General features: G+C 69.0%; 23 protein-coding genes. 8 read left to right on the top strand and 15 right to left on the bottom strand.

Features of this window, described 5'->3' with window-relative positions; translation table 11 throughout:
• Window positions 1–30: 30 nt before the first annotated feature.
• The 5 genes from ACZ6ZD_RS28920 to ACZ6ZD_RS28900 form a co-directional block, all read right to left on the bottom strand.
• Window positions 31–795: an SDR family NAD(P)-dependent oxidoreductase gene (locus ACZ6ZD_RS28920; protein WP_465677071.1), complete on the bottom strand. Its 765-nt coding sequence runs from the start codon at window positions 793–795 to the stop codon at window positions 31–33.
• Between the two features lie 109 nt (window positions 796–904).
• Window positions 905–1,345, bottom strand: a complete 441-nt coding sequence (locus tag ACZ6ZD_RS28915; RefSeq protein WP_465677070.1) for a GNAT family N-acetyltransferase — start codon at window positions 1,343–1,345, stop codon at window positions 905–907.
• Between the two features lie 10 nt (window positions 1,346–1,355).
• Window positions 1,356–1,850 (bottom strand): NUDIX hydrolase, encoded by a 495-nt coding sequence (locus ACZ6ZD_RS28910; RefSeq protein ID WP_465677069.1) that lies wholly within the window; start codon window positions 1,848–1,850, stop codon window positions 1,356–1,358.
• Between the two features lie 4 nt (window positions 1,851–1,854).
• Window positions 1,855–2,643, bottom strand: a complete 789-nt coding sequence (locus tag ACZ6ZD_RS28905) for an alpha/beta fold hydrolase (protein ID WP_465677068.1) — start codon at window positions 2,641–2,643, stop codon at window positions 1,855–1,857.
• Window positions 2,640–3,371, bottom strand: a complete 732-nt coding sequence (locus ACZ6ZD_RS28900; protein WP_465677067.1) for a VOC family protein — start codon at window positions 3,369–3,371, stop codon at window positions 2,640–2,642. The genes ACZ6ZD_RS28905 and ACZ6ZD_RS28900 overlap by 4 nt, the downstream gene beginning before the upstream one ends.
• 62 nt (window positions 3,372–3,433) lie before the next feature.
• On the opposite strand from ACZ6ZD_RS28900, the gene ACZ6ZD_RS28895 reads away from it, so the two are divergent.
• The 3 genes from ACZ6ZD_RS28895 to ACZ6ZD_RS28885 are packed head-to-tail and all read left to right on the top strand — an operon-like array spanning window position 3,434 to window position 6,706.
• Window positions 3,434–3,883 (top strand): helix-turn-helix transcriptional regulator, encoded by a 450-nt coding sequence (locus ACZ6ZD_RS28895; protein WP_465677066.1) that lies wholly within the window; start codon window positions 3,434–3,436, stop codon window positions 3,881–3,883.
• Between the two features lie 5 nt (window positions 3,884–3,888).
• Entirely contained in the window at window positions 3,889–4,302 is a 414-nt protein-coding gene (locus ACZ6ZD_RS28890) for a VOC family protein (protein ID WP_465677065.1), read from the top strand.
• Between the two features lie 49 nt (window positions 4,303–4,351).
• The gene (locus ACZ6ZD_RS28885; protein ID WP_465677064.1) at window positions 4,352–6,706 is read left to right on the top strand and encodes an ATP-binding cassette domain-containing protein; all 2,355 of its coding nucleotides are present in this window, start codon (window positions 4,352–4,354) and stop codon (window positions 6,704–6,706) included.
• Here the strand turns inward: ACZ6ZD_RS28885 and ACZ6ZD_RS28880 are convergent.
• The gene (locus ACZ6ZD_RS28880) at window positions 6,699–7,136 is read right to left on the bottom strand and encodes a hypothetical protein (protein WP_465677063.1); all 438 of its coding nucleotides are present in this window, start codon (window positions 7,134–7,136) and stop codon (window positions 6,699–6,701) included. The two genes, ACZ6ZD_RS28885 and ACZ6ZD_RS28880, sit on opposite strands and share 8 nt — an antisense overlap.
• 46 nt (window positions 7,137–7,182) lie before the next feature.
• Entirely contained in the window at window positions 7,183–7,716 is a 534-nt protein-coding gene (locus ACZ6ZD_RS28875; protein WP_465677062.1) for a maleylpyruvate isomerase N-terminal domain-containing protein, read from the bottom strand.
• Between the two features lie 149 nt (window positions 7,717–7,865).
• Here ACZ6ZD_RS28875 and ACZ6ZD_RS28870 point away from each other — a divergent pair, with 149 nt between their 5' ends.
• Together ACZ6ZD_RS28870 and ACZ6ZD_RS28865 are read left to right on the top strand one after the other, a co-directional pair.
• Entirely contained in the window at window positions 7,866–8,150 is a 285-nt protein-coding gene (locus tag ACZ6ZD_RS28870) for an ArsR/SmtB family transcription factor (RefSeq protein WP_465677061.1), read from the top strand.
• Window positions 8,147–8,536: a VOC family protein gene (locus tag ACZ6ZD_RS28865; protein ID WP_465677060.1), complete on the top strand. Its 390-nt coding sequence runs from the start codon at window positions 8,147–8,149 to the stop codon at window positions 8,534–8,536. Before ACZ6ZD_RS28870 ends, ACZ6ZD_RS28865 begins: the two co-directional genes overlap by 4 nt.
• Here the strand turns inward: ACZ6ZD_RS28865 and ACZ6ZD_RS28860 are convergent.
• Both ACZ6ZD_RS28860 and ACZ6ZD_RS28855 read right to left on the bottom strand, forming a co-directional pair.
• A complete protein-coding gene (locus ACZ6ZD_RS28860; protein ID WP_465677059.1) occupies window positions 8,517–9,143 on the bottom strand; it encodes an HAD family hydrolase in 627 nt (208 codons plus the stop codon). The two genes, ACZ6ZD_RS28865 and ACZ6ZD_RS28860, sit on opposite strands and share 20 nt — an antisense overlap.
• A complete protein-coding gene (locus tag ACZ6ZD_RS28855) occupies window positions 9,140–9,808 on the bottom strand; it encodes a VOC family protein (protein ID WP_465677058.1) in 669 nt (222 codons plus the stop codon). Before ACZ6ZD_RS28855 ends, ACZ6ZD_RS28860 begins: the two co-directional genes overlap by 4 nt.
• 54 nt (window positions 9,809–9,862) lie before the next feature.
• On the opposite strand from ACZ6ZD_RS28855, the gene ACZ6ZD_RS28850 reads away from it, so the two are divergent.
• Window positions 9,863–10,465 carry an HAD family hydrolase gene (locus tag ACZ6ZD_RS28850; protein WP_465677057.1) on the top strand — a complete coding sequence of 201 codons (603 nt, stop codon included), beginning with the start codon at window positions 9,863–9,865 and terminating at the stop codon, window positions 10,463–10,465.
• On the opposite strand, the gene pqqB is transcribed toward ACZ6ZD_RS28850, so the two are convergent.
• From pqqB to pqqC, 4 genes are read right to left on the bottom strand one after another with little or no spacing between them, the layout of a single operon-like run.
• Window positions 10,458–11,270, bottom strand: a complete 813-nt coding sequence (pqqB, locus tag ACZ6ZD_RS28845; protein ID WP_465677056.1) for a pyrroloquinoline quinone biosynthesis protein PqqB — start codon at window positions 11,268–11,270, stop codon at window positions 10,458–10,460. The two genes, ACZ6ZD_RS28850 and pqqB, sit on opposite strands and share 8 nt — an antisense overlap.
• Window positions 11,267–12,358: a pyrroloquinoline quinone biosynthesis protein PqqE gene (gene pqqE, locus ACZ6ZD_RS28840; RefSeq protein WP_465677055.1), complete on the bottom strand. Its 1,092-nt coding sequence runs from the start codon at window positions 12,356–12,358 to the stop codon at window positions 11,267–11,269. Before pqqE ends, pqqB begins: the two co-directional genes overlap by 4 nt.
• Window positions 12,349–12,621, bottom strand: coding sequence for a pyrroloquinoline quinone biosynthesis peptide chaperone PqqD (gene pqqD / locus ACZ6ZD_RS28835; RefSeq protein WP_465677054.1), 273 nt, complete (start codon window positions 12,619–12,621; stop codon window positions 12,349–12,351). Before pqqD ends, pqqE begins: the two co-directional genes overlap by 10 nt.
• Entirely contained in the window at window positions 12,618–13,298 is a 681-nt protein-coding gene (pqqC, locus tag ACZ6ZD_RS28830; protein ID WP_465677053.1) for a pyrroloquinoline-quinone synthase PqqC, read from the bottom strand. The genes pqqD and pqqC overlap by 4 nt, the downstream gene beginning before the upstream one ends.
• Window positions 13,299–13,835: 537 nt before the next feature.
• Here pqqC and ACZ6ZD_RS28825 point away from each other — a divergent pair.
• Window positions 13,836–14,678 (top strand): SAM-dependent methyltransferase, encoded by an 843-nt coding sequence (locus ACZ6ZD_RS28825; protein ID WP_465677052.1) that lies wholly within the window; start codon window positions 13,836–13,838, stop codon window positions 14,676–14,678.
• An 8-nt stretch (window positions 14,679–14,686) separates the two neighbouring features.
• A complete protein-coding gene (locus ACZ6ZD_RS28820) occupies window positions 14,687–15,271 on the top strand; it encodes a nucleotidyltransferase domain-containing protein (RefSeq protein WP_465677051.1) in 585 nt (194 codons plus the stop codon).
• A gap of 3 nt (window positions 15,272–15,274) precedes the next feature.
• Here the strand turns inward: ACZ6ZD_RS28820 and ACZ6ZD_RS28815 are convergent, their stop codons facing one another.
• Both ACZ6ZD_RS28815 and ACZ6ZD_RS28810 read right to left on the bottom strand, forming a co-directional pair.
• Window positions 15,275–15,544 (bottom strand): hypothetical protein, encoded by a 270-nt coding sequence (locus tag ACZ6ZD_RS28815; protein ID WP_465677050.1) that lies wholly within the window; start codon window positions 15,542–15,544, stop codon window positions 15,275–15,277.
• A gap of 87 nt (window positions 15,545–15,631) precedes the next feature.
• A complete protein-coding gene (locus ACZ6ZD_RS28810) occupies window positions 15,632–16,627 on the bottom strand; it encodes a helix-turn-helix transcriptional regulator (RefSeq protein ID WP_465677049.1) in 996 nt (331 codons plus the stop codon).
• Window positions 16,628–16,709 lie beyond the last annotated feature (82 nt).

Raw genomic sequence — 16,709 nt, 5'->3', positions numbered from 1 at the left:
GGTGGATCAGCCCCGGCGGCGCGGTTCGGGTCAGAGGTCGTAGCCGCCGGAGGCTTCGAGGGTTTGGGCGGTGATCCAGCCGGCCTCGGGGGAGAGCAGGAAGGCGATGATCGCGGCGACGTCCTCGGATTCGCCGATCCGGCCGAGGGCGGTGGCGGCCGCGATGGGCGGGATGAGCTCGGGGTACTGGGCGAAGGCGTCGCCGCCGAGGCGGGTCCGGGTGACTCCGGGGGCGACGGCGTTCACGCGGATGCCGCGGGCGCTCAGCTCCTTGGCGAGGTACCGGGTCAGGACGACCTGGGCGCCCTTGACGCTGCCGTAGACGGAGTAGCCGGGCGAGGGTCGCGAGCTGAGCAGGCCGGACGAGCTGGTGGTGAAGACGACCGCGCCGCCGTCCGTCATCAGCGGCAACAGACTCTGCGTGAGGAAGTACGGCCCCTTCAGATGGACGCCGACCATCTGGTCGAACAGCTCTTCGGTCGTCTCCTCGAACGGCACCGGCCCCTGCCCGACCCCCGCGTTGTTGACCAGGAAGTCGAACGTGTCGCGATCCCACCGCTCGCGCAACACGCCCGAGATCGCGTCCCGGAAACCGGAGAGCGCTCCCTGGCTGCTCACATCGAGCCGCAGCGCCACCGCCGTCCCGCCGTCCTTCTCGATCCGCGCCGCTGTCTCCAGCCCCCGCTCAGCACTCCCGTGATACGTGAGGATCACCCCCACCCCACGCTTGGCGACCTCCACCGCCGCCGCCTGCCCGATCCCCGAACTCCCACCCGTAATCACGGCAACCTGCATGATCCTCTATCTCCCAATCCGTTGCGGTCAGCTACTACCTCCAGTACATCCCGCACCGAACGGATCCCTTAGACCAATACCCCCCACCCCTTGCCCAATCCTCCAAACCTCACGACGCAGCGTGCGCCACGAACCCGAACTTCGCGTCCCCCGAGAATCCGCACGCCCGATAGAACCCGTGCGTGGACTCCCGCCGCGACCCGGTCAGCAGCATCACCTTGTAGCACCCGAACTCCCACGCCGCCGCCAGCGTCCCGGCCATCACGGCCTTACCCAGCCCACAACCCCGCCGTCCCTCGTCCACCACCACGTTCTCGACGACGCCGTACGGCCGCAGCCCCCGCGACAAGTTCGGCACCAGGTTCAAGTACGTCGTCGCCACCAGCTCGCCGGCCTCCTCGAGCACGTACAACCGCGTCCCCGGCGTCCGCACGATCTCGTCGAACACCACCCGAGCCCGCGCACCATCCGGCACCGCATCCGCCGGATGCAAGTGCCGGTACAACCGCATCACGCCCTCAAAATCCGCCCCACCCGCCTCACGGAACATGGCTCGAACCCTACCCGCGGCAGACCCGCCGTCCGGTGATCACCGGCTCCCAGCCGCCTGCCGTCCGCCGGTGGGTGGCAGTCAGGTGCAAGTGGCCTTCGTTGCCGGCAGCGACGTGGCGGACGGTCGGCCAGGCCAGTGGCGAGGTCTCGGCGAGGTCGAGGGTGCCCGGGTCGAGCCAAGCGACAGCGGTGATCCGCGGATCGCCGGTGCGCAGGTCCGCGGACTGCAGGGTGGCGCGGTAATAGAGGATGTCGACGCCGCGGCCGCGCCAGCGGTGCCGGCATTCCGCGACGAGGTCGCCTGGGACGACGACGGCGCCGGCTTCTTCGCGGGTTTCGCGGACTGCCGCGGCGGGAGCGAGCTCGCCGGGTTCGACGTGTCCGCCGGGGAGTTCCCAGCGGACGACGCCGAGGCGTTCGTGACGGACCATCAGCACCTCGCCGTGGTCGTTGACCGTGCAGGTGAACGCGGTCAGCCGGTGCGGCAGGTCGAGCCCGGGCACGTGGTCAGGAGTCGAGGAAGGTGGTTACGGTTTCCAGGACGAGGGGGGTGCGGGCGAGGCCGTTGAAGTGGGTGGTGCCGGGGAAGACGGCTAGTTGGGAGGTGGGGACGCCGACGAAGTCGCCGTTGACGTCGCCGCCGCGGAGCTGGAGGAAACGGACGGCGTGTTCGAGGGTGACGGCGTCGCAGTCGCCGACGGTGAGGAGGGTGGGGGCGGCGATGGCGCGGATGGCGTCGTCGGACCAGCCGTCGGCGCCGCGGTCGTAGGCGCCGAGTTTGGTGAGGAGGGTCTGGAGGTGGTCGAGGTCGGGGTGCGGCGACTTCGCGAGGTAGTCGGACTCCATCGGCGTCCCGGCGATCATCTCGACCTTCATCTCGCCGACGGCGGAGTTCTCCGGGCGGTCGCCCTCGGGCCGGAACGACACCGAGGAGATGACGGCCTTGCGGATCAGCTCCGGGTGCTCGGCGGCCAGTTTGAGCGCGACGGCGCCGCCGACGCTGAAGCCGAAGACGTCGACCTGCGGTACGTCGAGCGCCTGCAGCAGCCCGACGACGTCGGCGGTCAGGTCGGCGGTGCCGAGTGGGCGGTCGATGTCGTTGGTGTAGCCGTGGCCCTGGAAGTCGGTCGCGATGACGCGACGGCCTTCGGCCAGCCCGGGCAGCAGCGCGCCGAACTGGAGGTCGATGTTGAACAGGCCGCCGTGCAGCAACAGCAGCGGTGTGCCGCCTGAGCCGTGCAGCTCGTAGTACATCCGCAGGCCGTTGACGTCTGCGTATCCGGTTTCCTTGCTCACGGTGCCCCCACGAGTAGACAGAACGGATGCCCGGCCGGATCGGCCAGCACATACAAGGGCTCGGACTCTACCTGCGTCCGGTCCAGCAACACCTGCGCGCCCAGCTGGACGGCGTACTCCCGGTGCAGCTCCAGCGCCTCAGCTGTCGGGACGGCGAAGTCGAGGTGCATCTGCATCGGAATCTCCGTCGACGGCCAGGTCGACCGCGGCAGGACGTCGGTGCGCTGGACGGCGAGCTGCCGCCGTCCAGCCGTATCGACCAGGACGAGCCAGTCGGCGTCGTCCGGCGTCCCATCTGTCGGCGGTTCGTCACCAGGGCGGTACTGCAGGCCCATGAGCTGCCGGTAGAACTCTGCGAGCGCCCGCGCGTCCTCGGCGTCCAGCGCGGTGTGCATGCGCTGCGGGTGGGCGACCTCGTCGACGTCGAAGCGGACGATCAGCAGCTCGTCGTCCGCGGTCAGCTCGGGGTAGTAGTCGCGCAGGCCACCCAGCACGCCCGCAGCGTCCGGGAAGCCGTCTTCGCGCGCCTCGGCGTCCCCCACGGTCGTGACGGTCTTCGCCACCGCCGAGGTGATCCGCCCAGGCAGCCGGACCTCGGGCGTGGACTCGAAGACGAGCGTCGCCGGGCCGACCTCGACAGGGTCCTGGAAGCGCATGGTGATCCGCTTGCTGCCGTTCAGGACGGCGGGGAGGTGCGTCGCGCGAAATCGCAGTTCCTGGAGGCCCATGGCACCCACCCTGTCAGAACGGATACTGGGAAAGGTCCGGGGCTCGTGACAGGATCATGGGTATGGCGGGGAAATCAGCGGACGAGCAGCGGCTGGCGGACCTGGCCCGGCTGCGCCGGGTGCGGGACCGGATCGACCGCGAGTTCGCGCAGCCGCTGGACGTCGACGCGCTCGCCCGCGGCGCGAACATGTCGTCGGGCCACCTGAGCCGTGAGTTCCGGCGCGCGTACGGCGAGTCGCCGTACAGCTACCTGATGACGCGGCGGGTCGAGCGGGCGATGGCCCTGCTGCGGCACGGTGAGCTGAGCGTGACGGAGGTCTGCTTCGCGGTCGGCGGCTCCTCGCTCGGCACCTTCAGCACCCGCTTCAGCGAGCTGGTCGGGATGTCGCCGAGCGCGTACAAGGAGCAGGTCAGCCAGGCCGCCGCGGGGCTGCCGGCGTGTGTTGCCAAACGCGTGACCAGACCGATCAGGAATCAAGAAGCACCCCAGGCCGCGACGCACCTACTGTGATTGCCATGACCGAGCTCAAGATCGTCCACAGTTTCCTTCCGCACAACGACCCCGACGAGTCGATCGCGTTCTACCGCGACCTGCTCGACTTCGAGGTCCGCAACGACGTCGGCGGCGGCGCGATGCGCTGGGTCACGATCGGCCCGGCCGGCCAGCCGGACACCTCGATCGTGCTGCACCCGCCGTTCGCCGACCCCGGGATCACCGAGGCCGAGCAGCAGATGATCCGCGAGATGATGGCCAAGGGCACCTTCGCGACCGTGGTGCTGGCCAGCAAGGATCTCGACGCGACCTTCGAGAAGGCCGTGGCCGGCGGCGGCGAGGTGATCCAGGAGCCGACCGACCAGCCGTACGGCGTCCGCGACTGCGCGTTCCGCGACCCGGCCGGCAACCACGTCCGGATCAACCAAATCGTCTGACCAGCCTGCCCTGACCCCTGCCGCGCCTGGACACCCTGGAGAACCCCGAATGACCGAGCATGTTGCCGACAGCCACGATCTGATCCGGGTCGTCGGCGCCCGCGAGAACAACCTGAAGGACATCAGCGTCGACATCCCGAAGCGCCGGCTGACCGCCTTCACCGGGGTGTCCGGCTCGGGCAAGAGCTCGCTGGTGTTCAGCACGATCGCGGCCGAGTCGCAGCGGCTGATCAACGAGACCTACAGCGCGTTCGTCCAGGGCTTCATGCCGAACCTGGCCCGCCCGGAGGTCGACGTCCTGGACGGGCTGACCACGGCGATCATCGTCGACCAGGAGCGGATGGGCTCCAACCCGCGCTCCACGGTCGGCACGGCGACCGACGCGAACGCGATGCTGCGGATCCTCTACAGCCGGCTCGCCGAGCCGCACGCGGGCCCGCCGACGGCGTACTCGTTCAACGTCCCGAAGCGGACGGCGTCCGGCTCGATGACCACCGACAAGGGCGCGGGCGAGAAGAAGGTCGTCGTCAAGCAGGTGTACGCCGGCGGCATGTGCCCCCGCTGCGAGGGGATGGGCGCGGTCACCGACTTCGACCTGACCGCCCTGTACGACGACTCCAAGTCGCTGAACGAGGGCGCGCTGACCATCCCGGGGTACTCGATGGAGGGCTGGTACGGGCGGATCTACCGCGGCTGCGGCTACTTCGACCCGGACAAGCCGATCAAGAAGTTCACCAAGAAGGAGCTGCACGACCTGCTCCACCGGGAGCCGACCAAGATCAAGGTCGAGGGCATCAACCTGACCTACTCGGGCATCATCCCGCAGATCCAGAAGTCGTTCCTGAGCAAGGACGTCGACGCGATGCAGCCGCACATCCGCGCGTTCGTGGAGCGGGCGGTCACGTTCACCACCTGCCCGGAGTGCGGCGGCACCCGGCTCAGCCAGGAGGCGCTGGCCTCCAAGATCAACGGCAAGAACATCGCCGACCTGTGCTCGATGCAGATCAGCGACCTGGCCGACTGGATCCGTAAGCTGAAGGCGCCGTCGGTGGCGCCGCTGCTCGAGGCCCTCGCGGACACCCTCGACTCGTTCGTCTCGATCGGCCTGGGCTACCTGTCGCTGGACCGCCCGGCCGGCACGCTGTCCGGCGGCGAGGCGCAGCGGACGAAGATGATCCGGCATCTCGGGTCGTCGCTGACCGACGTCACGTACGTCTTCGACGAGCCGACCATCGGTCTGCACCCGCACGACATCCAGCGGATGAACGAGCTGCTCGTCCAGCTGCGCGACAAGGGCAACACCGTGCTCGTCGTCGAGCACAAACCGGAGGCGATCGCGATCGCCGACCACGTCGTCGACCTCGGCCCGGGCGCCGGCAGCGACGGCGGTGAGGTCGTCTTCGAGGGCACGGTCGACAAGCTCCGCACCAGCGGAACGCTCACCGGGCGGCATCTGGACGACCGGGCCGCGCTGAAGACCGAGCTGCGGACGGCGAACGGCGTCCTGGAGGTCCGGGGCGCCGACACGCACAACCTGCGCAATGTGGACGTCGACGTCCCGCTCGGCGTGCTCGTGGTCGTGACGGGGGTGGCCGGCTCGGGGAAGAGCTCGCTGATCCACGGGTCGATCGCGTCGCGAGACGGTGTGGTCACGGTCGACCAGAGCCCGATCCGCGGGTCGCGGCGGAGCAACCCGGCGACGTACACGGGGATGCTGGAGCCGATCCGGAAGGCGTTCGCGAAGCAGAACGGGGTGAAGCCTGCGCTGTTCAGCGCGAACTCCGAGGGCGCCTGCCCGGCGTGTAACGGCGCTGGTGTCATCTACACCGAGCTGGGCGTGATGGCGACGGTCGAGGCGCCCTGCGAGGAGTGCGAGGGGAGGCGGTTCCAGGCGTCGGTGCTGGAGTACACGCTGGGCAGGAAGAACATCGCGGAGGTGCTGGCGATGCCGGTGACCGAGGCGGTCGAGTACTTCGCCGACGGTGAAGCCAAGACGCCCGCGGCGCACAAGATCCTGGAGCGGCTCGCGGATGTCGGGCTCGGGTACCTGAAGCTGGGTCAGCCGCTGACGACGCTGTCCGGTGGCGAGCGGCAGCGGCTGAAGCTGGCGACGCAGATGGCCGACAAGGGCGACGTCTACATCCTCGACGAGCCGACCACGGGTCTGCACCTGGCGGACGTCGACAACCTGCTCGGGCTGCTCGACCGTCTCGTCGACTCCGGCAAATCAGTGATCGTCATCGAGCACCACCAAGCGGTGATGGCGCACGCGGACTGGATCATCGACCTCGGCCCCGGCGCCGGTCACGACGGCGGCAAGGTCGTCTTCGAGGGCACGCCCGCGAAGCTGATCAAGTCCCCGAAGACGCTCACCGGCAAGCACCTGGCCGAGTACGTCAAGTAGCCAGCGGGCTCGGGTCGGGTCGCTCACTACGGACGGCCCGGCCCTTGCCGTACCGCGCGGCGACCGTCAGCCCGATCGCCGCGACGCCGGTGATCAGCACGACCGTCATCAGCCCATCGGGCACGACCTCGCCCGAGTACGACGTCCCGTCGTCCAGAACGCAGTCGAAGCGCGGCGGCAGGTAACCGGTCTTGTGCTCGACGACCCGCTCGGCGAACATCGGCCCGACCTTCTGGCACGACTGCGGCGGCCAAGCCCCGGCTCCGCTCGACGACTCGCTCACCTCCAGCTGAACCATCAGCAGCCCATACGCATACCCGACCACAGCCACCGCCCCGCAAAGCCGCGCCAACCCCCGCGCAACCATCCGCACGTCGCGCTTGATCAGCCCGACAATCGCCGGCACCAGCCCCCAAACAGCAACACCCACCAACACCACCAACAGCAACACCAGAATGCCCACGCGCGCGATTCCATCACGCCGACCGGCCAAACGCCCCCAAAAGCCGCCCCTGCCCACCATCTCGCGATAGACCACGAGGCCCATCCCCATACGCCCCAAAAGCAAGCATCTCGCCAAGATGCGGCTCGACCAGCGCCCAGAGTTCGTCGGTCACCTCTGGGTCGAGCGTCTCGTCCAGGCCTGCCGTGTGCAACAGGTCCCAGGCGTGAACGACCAGGTCGACCAGCCGGTACCTGAGGAATGCTTCCGCCGAGATGTCGCCGCCAGGATGGTGCACGACCTGGTCCGCCCGCGCCGCGCGAAACGCCTCCACCTGGTCACGAGCCGCCTCATCCGTCGCCGTCGTCCCACGGACGGCTTCCCACGCCTCCGCCGCGCTGGCACCACCGAGGACCGCGACCGCGAAGCGGTTCCCCTCGACGACGTGCTCGACGAGCTCCCGGGCGTTCACCTCGCACGGCGTGGCCCGCTCCCAGCTGTCGGCGGGATAGGCGTGGACGACCCGCTCGAACTCCGCCGTCGCCTTGGCCAGCAGCGTCACATCCATAGGGCGACCTTAACGACAGGAGGTAGTTGTCTACGTAGACGCAGGTGGCCGCCTGGGGGCGGTGGGATTGGGGTGGTTTGGGGGTGTACCTCCTGTCGTTGGTGGTGCGGGGTTGATAGGCAAGTGGGGGCTTGCCTATAGTCGGGGATGTGGTGACGGTTTATCGGGCGCTGGACGACGAGACGCGGCGGGTCATTCTGGACGAGCTGGCGGCGCGGGACGGGCAGACGTTGTTCGAGATCTGCTCGGTGCTCGCGACGCGGCACGGGACCGGGCTGACGCGGCAGGCGATCTCGCAGCATCTGGGCGTGCTGGAGGCGGCCGGGCTGGTCGTGACGGAGAAGCGCGGCCGGTCGAAGTTCCACTATTTCAACCCGGAGCCGCTGGCGGAGATTGCGCGGCGGTGGCCCCTTGACGAGAGGAAACAACGATGAGGATCAACCTGGTCAGCGTGTTCGTCGACGATCAGCGCAAGGCGCTGGCCTTCTACACCGACGTGCTCGGCTTCGTGCTGAAGCACGACGTACCGGTCGGTGACGCGTCCTGGCTGACGGTTGTGTCGCCCGAGCGGCCGGACGGGCCGGAGCTGCTGCTCGAGCCGTCGGGTCACCCGGCCGTGAAGCCGTACCGCGACGCGCTCATCGAGGACGGCATCCCGCTGGTGCAGTTCGAGGTGGACGACGTCAGCGCCGAGCACGTGCGCCTGACGGCTCGCGGCGTCGAGTTCACCCAGCCGCCCACCGACATCGGCGCGAACCTGATGGCCGTCTTCGACGACACCTGCGGCAACCTCGTCCAGCTCATCTCGCCGAAGAACTGAGCCAAGCGAGCAACTCCGGCATCGTGTACACGGTCGCCGGCTCGAAACCGGCCTGGGCGTTCGCATCGCTGTCGTCACTGTGGAACAGCACCGGTGTGAACCCGGCCGCCCGAGCGGCGAGCAGGTTCGTCGGCCGATCGTCGACGAACATCGTCCGCCCCGGCTCCAGACCCGGGTGCCGCAGGACGGCGTCGTACGCGGCCGGCGCCGGTTTGCGAGCGCCGAGCTCCGAGCTCACGTACCAGCGCTCGACATCACCATCCAGACCGAACCGCCGCCGCAGCCGCTCCGACCAAGGCGCCGCATCATTGGTCAGCACCAGCGGCGTGATCCCGGCAGACCGGAGACCGCTCAGCAGCTCGGGCGCACCAGGCGTCAGCTCGTGCCGTAGGCAGTAGCCGGCGTCATCAGCTGGTACGCCGAGCAACGTCCAGAGCTCGCTCGTCGAGATCTCGCTAAGCGTGCAGCGGCGGTACGCATCACGGATGTCGGCCTCGGCGCGCGGACAGCCGTGGTCCCGCAGGTACGGGATCAGCACGTCCCGGACGACGTTGCCCCGCCGGTACAGCACTCCCATCGCGTCAAGGACGACGAAGCGCGGGCTCATCGCATCAACAGACCGAACTCGTTCCCGTCCGGGTCCGCCAGGACGCCGTCCTCGAGCACGGTCGCGCCGAGGGCGACCAGCCGCTCGACGTCCTGAGCGTCGTCCGCGCGTACCTCCAGCCGGAGGCGGTTCGGGCCAAGTTTGGCCGCGACCGGCGGGCCGCCCCAGGCGATCTTGGTCCCGCCGCTGGGGGACTGGATGGCGGTCTCCTCGTCCTGGTCCCAGACCAGCGGCCAGTCGAGGGCCTTGCTCCAGAAGTAGCCGACGGCCTGGCTGCCGTCCGACGACAGGGCGCCGATGCCGCGGATCCCGGCGAGGAAGTTGTTCGTCGGCTCGATCACGCAGAACTCGTTGCCCTCGGGGTCGGCCAGGACGACATGCGGCTCGTCCGGCGACTGCCCGATGTCGAGGTGCCGCCCGCCCAGCTCCAGCGCCCGGGCGACCATCCGCTCCTGGTCGGCCGGCGACATACTCGTCACATCGAAGTGCATCTGATTCGGACCGAGCTTCGGCAGATCGCTCTGGACGAACCGGATCCGGTACGCCTCATCAGCCGGAGTCAGCACGACGCCGTCCGCCGCGAACCCGAGCACCCCGGCCCAGAACCGCGCCAGCCCCGCCGGATCCTGCGCCGCATAGGTCAACGTCTCGAACCGAATACCCATGGCCTCACCCTAGGCACGGCCCCATCGCCCCGGCACCTGAATATCATCGGCCGGGTGATTCGCCATCTGCTCTTGGACGCCGACGGAGTACTGCAGGATCTGCCCGGCGGCTGGTACGCGGCGGTCGAGCCGTACGTCGGCGCGCACGCCCGCGAGTTCCTGCACGAGACCTGGAAGGCCGAGCTGCCGATGCTCGCCGGCTCCGGCGACTACCTCCCCGTCCTGGCGGCCGGCCTGCGCAAGTACGGCGCCCAGACTCCCGCCGACGAGGTGTACGACGCCGTCTGGAAACGGATCGTGGTCATCGAGGAGTCGATCGAGGTCGTCCACGCGCTCCGGCGCAACGGGTACGGCGTCCATCTGGGCACGAACCAGGAGCACCGGCGGGGCGGTCACATGCGGACGGTGCTCGGGTACGACGAGCTGTTCGACGTGAGCTGTTACTCGCACGAGCTCGGGGTCGCGAAGCCCGACCCGCTGTTCTTCACCCGGGCAGCCGAACGGATCGGAGCGCCGGCCGACTCGATCCTGTTCATCGACGACCGGGCCCGCAACGTCGAGGGCGCCCGGTCGGCCGGGATGCCCGCCGAGCAGTGGGACTTCACGCAGGGGTACGACGTCCTGGCCCGGCTCCTCGCCGATCACGGAGTCAGCTGAGATCCCACCGGACGCCGTCCTCGGGTACGTCGTGGCCGCGGGCCGTCAGCTCGGCCCGCTCCGGAGAGTTCGGGTCGACGAGCGGGTTCGTGTTGTTCAGGTGTGTGAAGACGAGCGGCCGGTCGAGCCGCTCGATCGTCGTCGCGACCGGGAGGTGGCCCATCACGGTCTGACCGGGCATCTCGTCGGCGCTGTGGAACGTGCCGTCCAGGACGACGTACGACGCGCCGGCCGCGAACTGCTCGAACCCGTCGGGGAGATCGGCGAGACAGGGCGCGTAGACGAGCGCCTGGCCGTTGTGCTCGAAGCGGTACGCGACGACCCACGGGCCGGGTGCGGGCTCATCGGCGTACCGGGGTCGTTTGTTGCTGACAGCAAGCGTGCTGATCGCGATGCCGTCGAGTTTGTCGGGCACCGGGTACCACGACCAGGCGTGGTACCGGTCGGTGATGTCCCGGAAACGGCCGAGCGCGGTCAGGACGGCGGGCGGCGCGTACACGTCGAGGGCCTCGGCCTCCCGCAGGAGCAGCAGGCCGAGGGTGTGATCCAGCTCGGCGTCGGTGAGCAGGACGCCGCGGATCGGTGTCTCCCGCAGACCGGGGCCGGCCCGCAGCTCGGGCGTGGCGAGGATCTGGGCGCGGAGATCGGGTGAGGCGTTCACCAAGTACCAGTTGTTGCCGTCGGCACTGATCGCGAGACCGTCCTGCGTGCGGGCCGGCAGCATGGGGTCGGCGCAGGTCGGGCAGGCGCAGTTCCATTGCGGGAACCCACCGCCCGCGGCGGTCCCGAGCACGATCACCTTCACTGCGGACTCCTCATCACGAAACCGCTCCGGCGCGGCTCGGCCAGGATCAGATCGACGACCCCGCGGTCCGGCGATCGATGGCAGACCGGATCAGTCGCGGCGGCGTCCCCGGTCAGCAGGAACGCCTGACATCGGCAGCCGCCGAAGTCCAGCTCGCGACGGTCGCAGGTGCGGCAGGTGTCGCTCATCCAGTCCTGCCCGCGGTAGGCGTTGAACGCGCCCGAGTCGTACCAGATCGCGGCCAGAGAGCGCTCTCGAACGTTCTCCAGCTGCAGCGTCTTGATCGACGCGGCGGCCGGGCACGGCAGCACCTTCCCGTCCGGCGCAACCGTGATCTGCCGCGCACCCCAGCCGTAGGTACACGGCTTCGGGTACTTCTCCGGGTAGTCGGCGATCACATACACGATCTGCATCCGGCCCTTGAGCCGGCGCATCGCCTCGTCAACGATCGGCTCGGCCGCGGCCAGCTGCTCCGGTGTCGGCATCAGCTGCGAGCGGTTCTTGAGCGCCCAGCCGTAGTACTGCGTGTTGGCCAGCTCCAGCCGATCCGCGCCGAGCTCCTCGGCGAACGTGATCAGCTGCGCGAGCTGGTCGTGGTTGGCGCGATGCAGCACGACATTCACACTCAACGGGAGCCCGGTACGGCGTACCAGCTCGGCGGCGGTGATCTTGTGCTGATGCGCGCGGGCGCCCGCGATCAGGTCGCCGACGGCGGCATCAGCGCCCTGGACGGAGAGCTGCACGTGGTTGAGCCCGGCGTCCACCAAGCTCTCCAGACGTCGCTCGGTCAGGCCGAGGCCGCTGGTGACGAGATTGATGTACGAGCCGAGGCCAGCGGTGTGCGCGATCAGCTCGGCCAGATCGCGGCGTCCAAGCGGCTCGCCGCCGGAGAAGTGCACCTGCAGGACGCCGAGCTCGCGCGCCTGGGTGAGGACGTCGCGCCAGTCGTCGGTACTCAGCTCGTCCGCGCGGCCGAGCAGCTCGAGCGGGTTGGAGCAATACGGGCAGTGCAACGGGCAGCGGTGGGTGACCTCGGCGGTCAGGCTGAGCGGGGGAGCGGCGCCGTACTTGTTCTCGGTCAGCTCCATTGGATGACCTGCTTGTCGGCGAGGCGGTCGAGGAGCGCGCGGATCTGCTCGGGGCGGACGCCGGCGTACGTGTCACCGAGGAGCTTCGCGATCTCGGCCAGAGAGCGCTCTCCGTCGCACAGCTCGAGGACGGCCGTCGCCGTTGCGTTCGGCATCAACACGCCCTCGGGATGCAGCACGACCCAGGCCGAGCGCACGGAGTCGTAGCTCAGCCGGACACCACGCCGCAGCACCGGGCGAGCCTCCGGCTCCGGCGTACTCATCGCTTACTCGCGGCGAGATCGATGGCGTCGAGCAATGACCACAGCACGTCGCACTTGAACGAGAGGGCCGCGATCGCGTCGTCCTGTTCGGCCCGGCTCCGGCAGTGCGTGACGACGAGGTCGAGCGTCGCCTGCCCTTCCCCGGAGACCGCGTCGATCCGGTTCGTGAAGTAGGCGAGATCCTCGCGACGGATCCAGTCGTACTGCGCGAGCATGTCAGCCACCCGCGCCTTCATCAGATGCCCGGAGAACATCTCGGTCAGCCCGGACGCGACCGCGATCACCCACGGCTTGGAGCGCGCGAACTCGACGTACGCGTCAACGGCGAACCGGGCCGCCGGCGCGACATGCCGCTCGTCCAGCACCTCGTCCCGCGTCAGTCCGACGGCTTCGCACAACCGCAGCCAGCGCTCCATCCCGCCTTCACCGGGGACGGCGCCGTCGTGGTAGACGATCCGGGGCAGCCACTGGCGGCGGACGTCGGGCAGCGGGCAGTTGCTGATGATCGCGGCATCCTTGCGCGGGATCGCGCTCTGGTAGTACCAGCGGTTGGCCGCCCACACCTGCAACTCGGGCTGCGACAACTCGCCGGCGTGCATCCGCTGGTGGAACGGATGCGTTCCCCAGTACCGATGCGAAAGGCCGCGCAACGCGTCGACGAATTCACCCGCACCCATCGGCTGCATAAATCCTCCGAGTCCAACGACGGTAATGGAACACCTTCCACACGCCGCCCACGGGATGGAACTCAGGGGAATACGCACCGCATGACCGTGGGCCCGCCCGGCCCGGCGGCACACGGCCGCGGGGCCCGGGCAGGAAGATGATCGAGCTGGGGCGGCGGCCCGATCAGCGTGTCGTCACACGGGTTTCAGGCGAAACTCACCCGAGGCGGCCGGCGTAGCCGGTGACCTCCGTAGGTGTCTCGAACTCGGTGAAATCAGGTACAACCCAGCCAATCCGGCCGTCGTTTTCCACCATCATTTTCTCCTCGCGATCGTGGCGGGGGGCGCCGTCTCGATTCCCGACCCCAGCAGAGCCGGGAATCAGACACTAAAGCCCCGGAGAGCGCATTCCAACCCCTGATCCGCAATCCGATCACTTTCGATCATCGGCGCCGCTCGGCGACCCGCGGCGGGGGAGGCGGTCACAGGGAGCGGGGTGACGGCTACGATACGGATCTAGCCGGACGGGGCACAGCGTCGAGGAGTTTCATGAGCGAGCAGAACGACGAGACCGCGACCTCCATCGCGGATCGACTGAACCTGGGCGTGCCGCACAGCGCGCGGGTGTACGACTACTTCCTTGGCGGTAAGACGAACTTCGCGCCCGACCGCGCGGTGGCCGAGAAACTACTGGAGGCCTTCCCCGGTTTCCGCACCGCCGCGCAGTCGAACCGGATGTGGATGCACCGGGCCGCCCGGTACGTCGCGGAGCAGGGCGTGACCCAGTTCCTCGACATCGGCACCGGGATCCCCACCAGCCCGAACCTGCACGAGGTGGTCCAGGCGGTCCTGCCCGCGGCCCACGTCGTGTACGTCGACAACGACCCGATCGTGCTCGCGCACTCGCGCGCGCTCCTGGTCAGCACCGAGAGCGGCGAGACGGCCTACATCGAGGCCGACATCACCGACCCGCAAGCGATCCTGGACTCCGACGAGGTCGGCTCGGTCCTCGACCTGACCAAGCCGGTCGCACTGAGCATCGTCGGCGTCTTCCACTACCTGCCCGACGACGCCAAGCCCTACGAGCTGCTCCAGCAGCTGGTCGACGCGCTCGCCCCCGGCTCGTTCCTGATCTTCTCGCACTGCACCCCGGACTTCGCCCCCGAGATGTGGGAGCAGGCGATCCAGGTCTACAAGGCCGACGGCGGCGACGCCCAGGTCCGCAGCCGCGCCGAGATCGAGCGCTTCTTCGCCGGCCTCGAACTCGTCGACCCCGGCGTCGAGGTCCCCTACCGCTGGCACCCCGACGACGAAACCCAAGCCCTCGTCGACAACGAAACCTTCACCGACGTCAGCTGCAGCCTCTGGGTAGGCGTAGCCAAAAAGCCGTAACCCGATCGATGGCCGCCACCCAACTGCCATGGCTGGCGGCCGTCCTTCCACGCCTGAACGCCGACGCCGTCTGGCTCGTCGGCTCGTTCGCGACCGGAACAGCCGACAGCTGGAGTGACATCGACCTCCTGCTCGTCGAAGGCGAGCCGCTGCTCGACAACGCCATCCTCACGCTGGACATGCCGTCGAACGGCCCTGCCGGCGGCGGATATCTCGGCGCGATGTACGAGGTGGACAGCCTGCCGCTCTGGGTCGACTGGTACCGGTGGCCGGCGACCGCGCCCATCCCACGCGAGGCGCGCCTGCTGTCGGGGTTCGGCGTCCCAGGAGAGCTTGATCTCTCGGCCACACTCGACCAGATCGGCCGCGGTGCGCCCGGGCCACCCGTCGACCCGACCACCTTCACCCTCGCCATGTTGCCGTTGGCAGCGAAGTACCTGGCTCGGGGCAATCTCTCCACGGCCCGCGACCTGGCTGCCCTCCTCGACGCCGAACCCGAACTTCCCGCTCTGTACGACGTACTTGCGCGCATTGACATAGACCACCCCGCGGCGGCCGTCGTCCGCCGTCAGCTCGACCTTGTCGAGCGGTGAGAATCAGGTGCGCGCTTTGGGAGCAGCCTTTGGGCGCGGGGTGCCGTCGACTGTGAGGCAGATGCCGTAGATGCGGTTGTGGGTTGTCCAGCCGTTGATGCGGCCGCGGTTGTTGCTGATCTGGACGCGGTGGTTGGCGGGGTCCAGGGCGGAGACCAGGTGTAGGTAGGTCGTGCCGGCGACGCGGGCGAGAACGATGTCACCGACTTCGAGTTTGGCGGGGTCGACGGGGGCTACTACGACCTGTTGGCGGCTGCGGATGAGCGGCACCATCGAGGATCCGGTGGGTCGGAAGGTGACTGTCGCGCCTGCTGAGACTCGCTGCGCCACGCCGTCTAGTGCCCCCATCGGTTGATGGTCTCAGGGTTCGTCGGTGCGGTGCACGGGGTTTTCGGCGTACTGGGTGGCTAGGGTGGCGGCTTTGGTTTGGAGGGTTTGGCGGAGCCAGGTGGGGGAGAGGGCTTCGGCGGTGGTGGCTTGTTGCCAGAGGGCCCAGGTGGCGTGGCGGGCGTCTTGGAAGGTCAGGTGGAGGCGGAGCCAGCCGTCGGGGTCGGTGGACTCGGTGTGGATGGTGAGGGCGGTGGCCGCGAGGGGTTCGCGGTGGTCGGGGTGGACTCGGGCTTCGACGGCGACTTGGGGGCCGCTGGTGCGGAAGCGGGTGCTGCGGTCCTGCCAGGCTTGGTCGAGATCGACGGACGCCGGACGATCGGCTGGCTCGGGGAGCTGCTCGGCGGCGTGGATTCGGGAGAGGCGGTACGTGCGGTCCTCGCCGGACTTCGTCGCCAGCAGGTAGCCCTGGTCCCGGACGGTGACCAGACCGATCGGGTCGACGGTGCGCCAGTCGGCCGGCTGGTCGATGGGCTCGTACCGGATGCGGAGTTTGCGACCCGCGAAGACAGCGCGGCGGACTTCGGCGACGACGTCCTCCGGCACCTCGTCGGGGACCTGGCGGCGCGACAGCAGGTCGGTCTCCGGGTCGATCAGTAGCCGCTCGGCGACATCCGCCGCGGTGTCACGCTGACTCTCAGGCAGCGCATCGACGACCTTGAGCATCGCGGACGCCAGCGCTGAGCCGAGGCCGAACGCCTGCGCTCCCCGGCGCGAACCGGCGACCAGGAGCGCAAGCGCCTCCTCATGGTTGAGCCCGGTCAGCTCCGTGCGGAACCCGGGCAGCAGCGCGAAACCGCCATGCCGCCCGCGCTCGGCGTACACCGGTACGCCGGCCGCGGACAACGCCTCGATGTCACGCAGCACCGTCCGCGTCGACACCTCAAGCTCGCGCGCGAGCGTCTCCGCGGACAGCTGGCCGCGCTGGCGCAGCAGCAGGACGAGCGACACCAACCGATCGGCACGCATCCGAAAACCGTACCGGAATACACGACACAGGGTGTCGTGATTGCTCGGCAGGCTGGGCTCCGACAATCCGAACCGAACGGAG

It is taken from the genome of Kribbella sp. NPDC104218 (assembly GCF_055584105.1).
The sequence above is the reverse complement of the archived record's forward strand: the minus strand, read 5'-3'. Positions and strand labels throughout refer to the sequence as shown.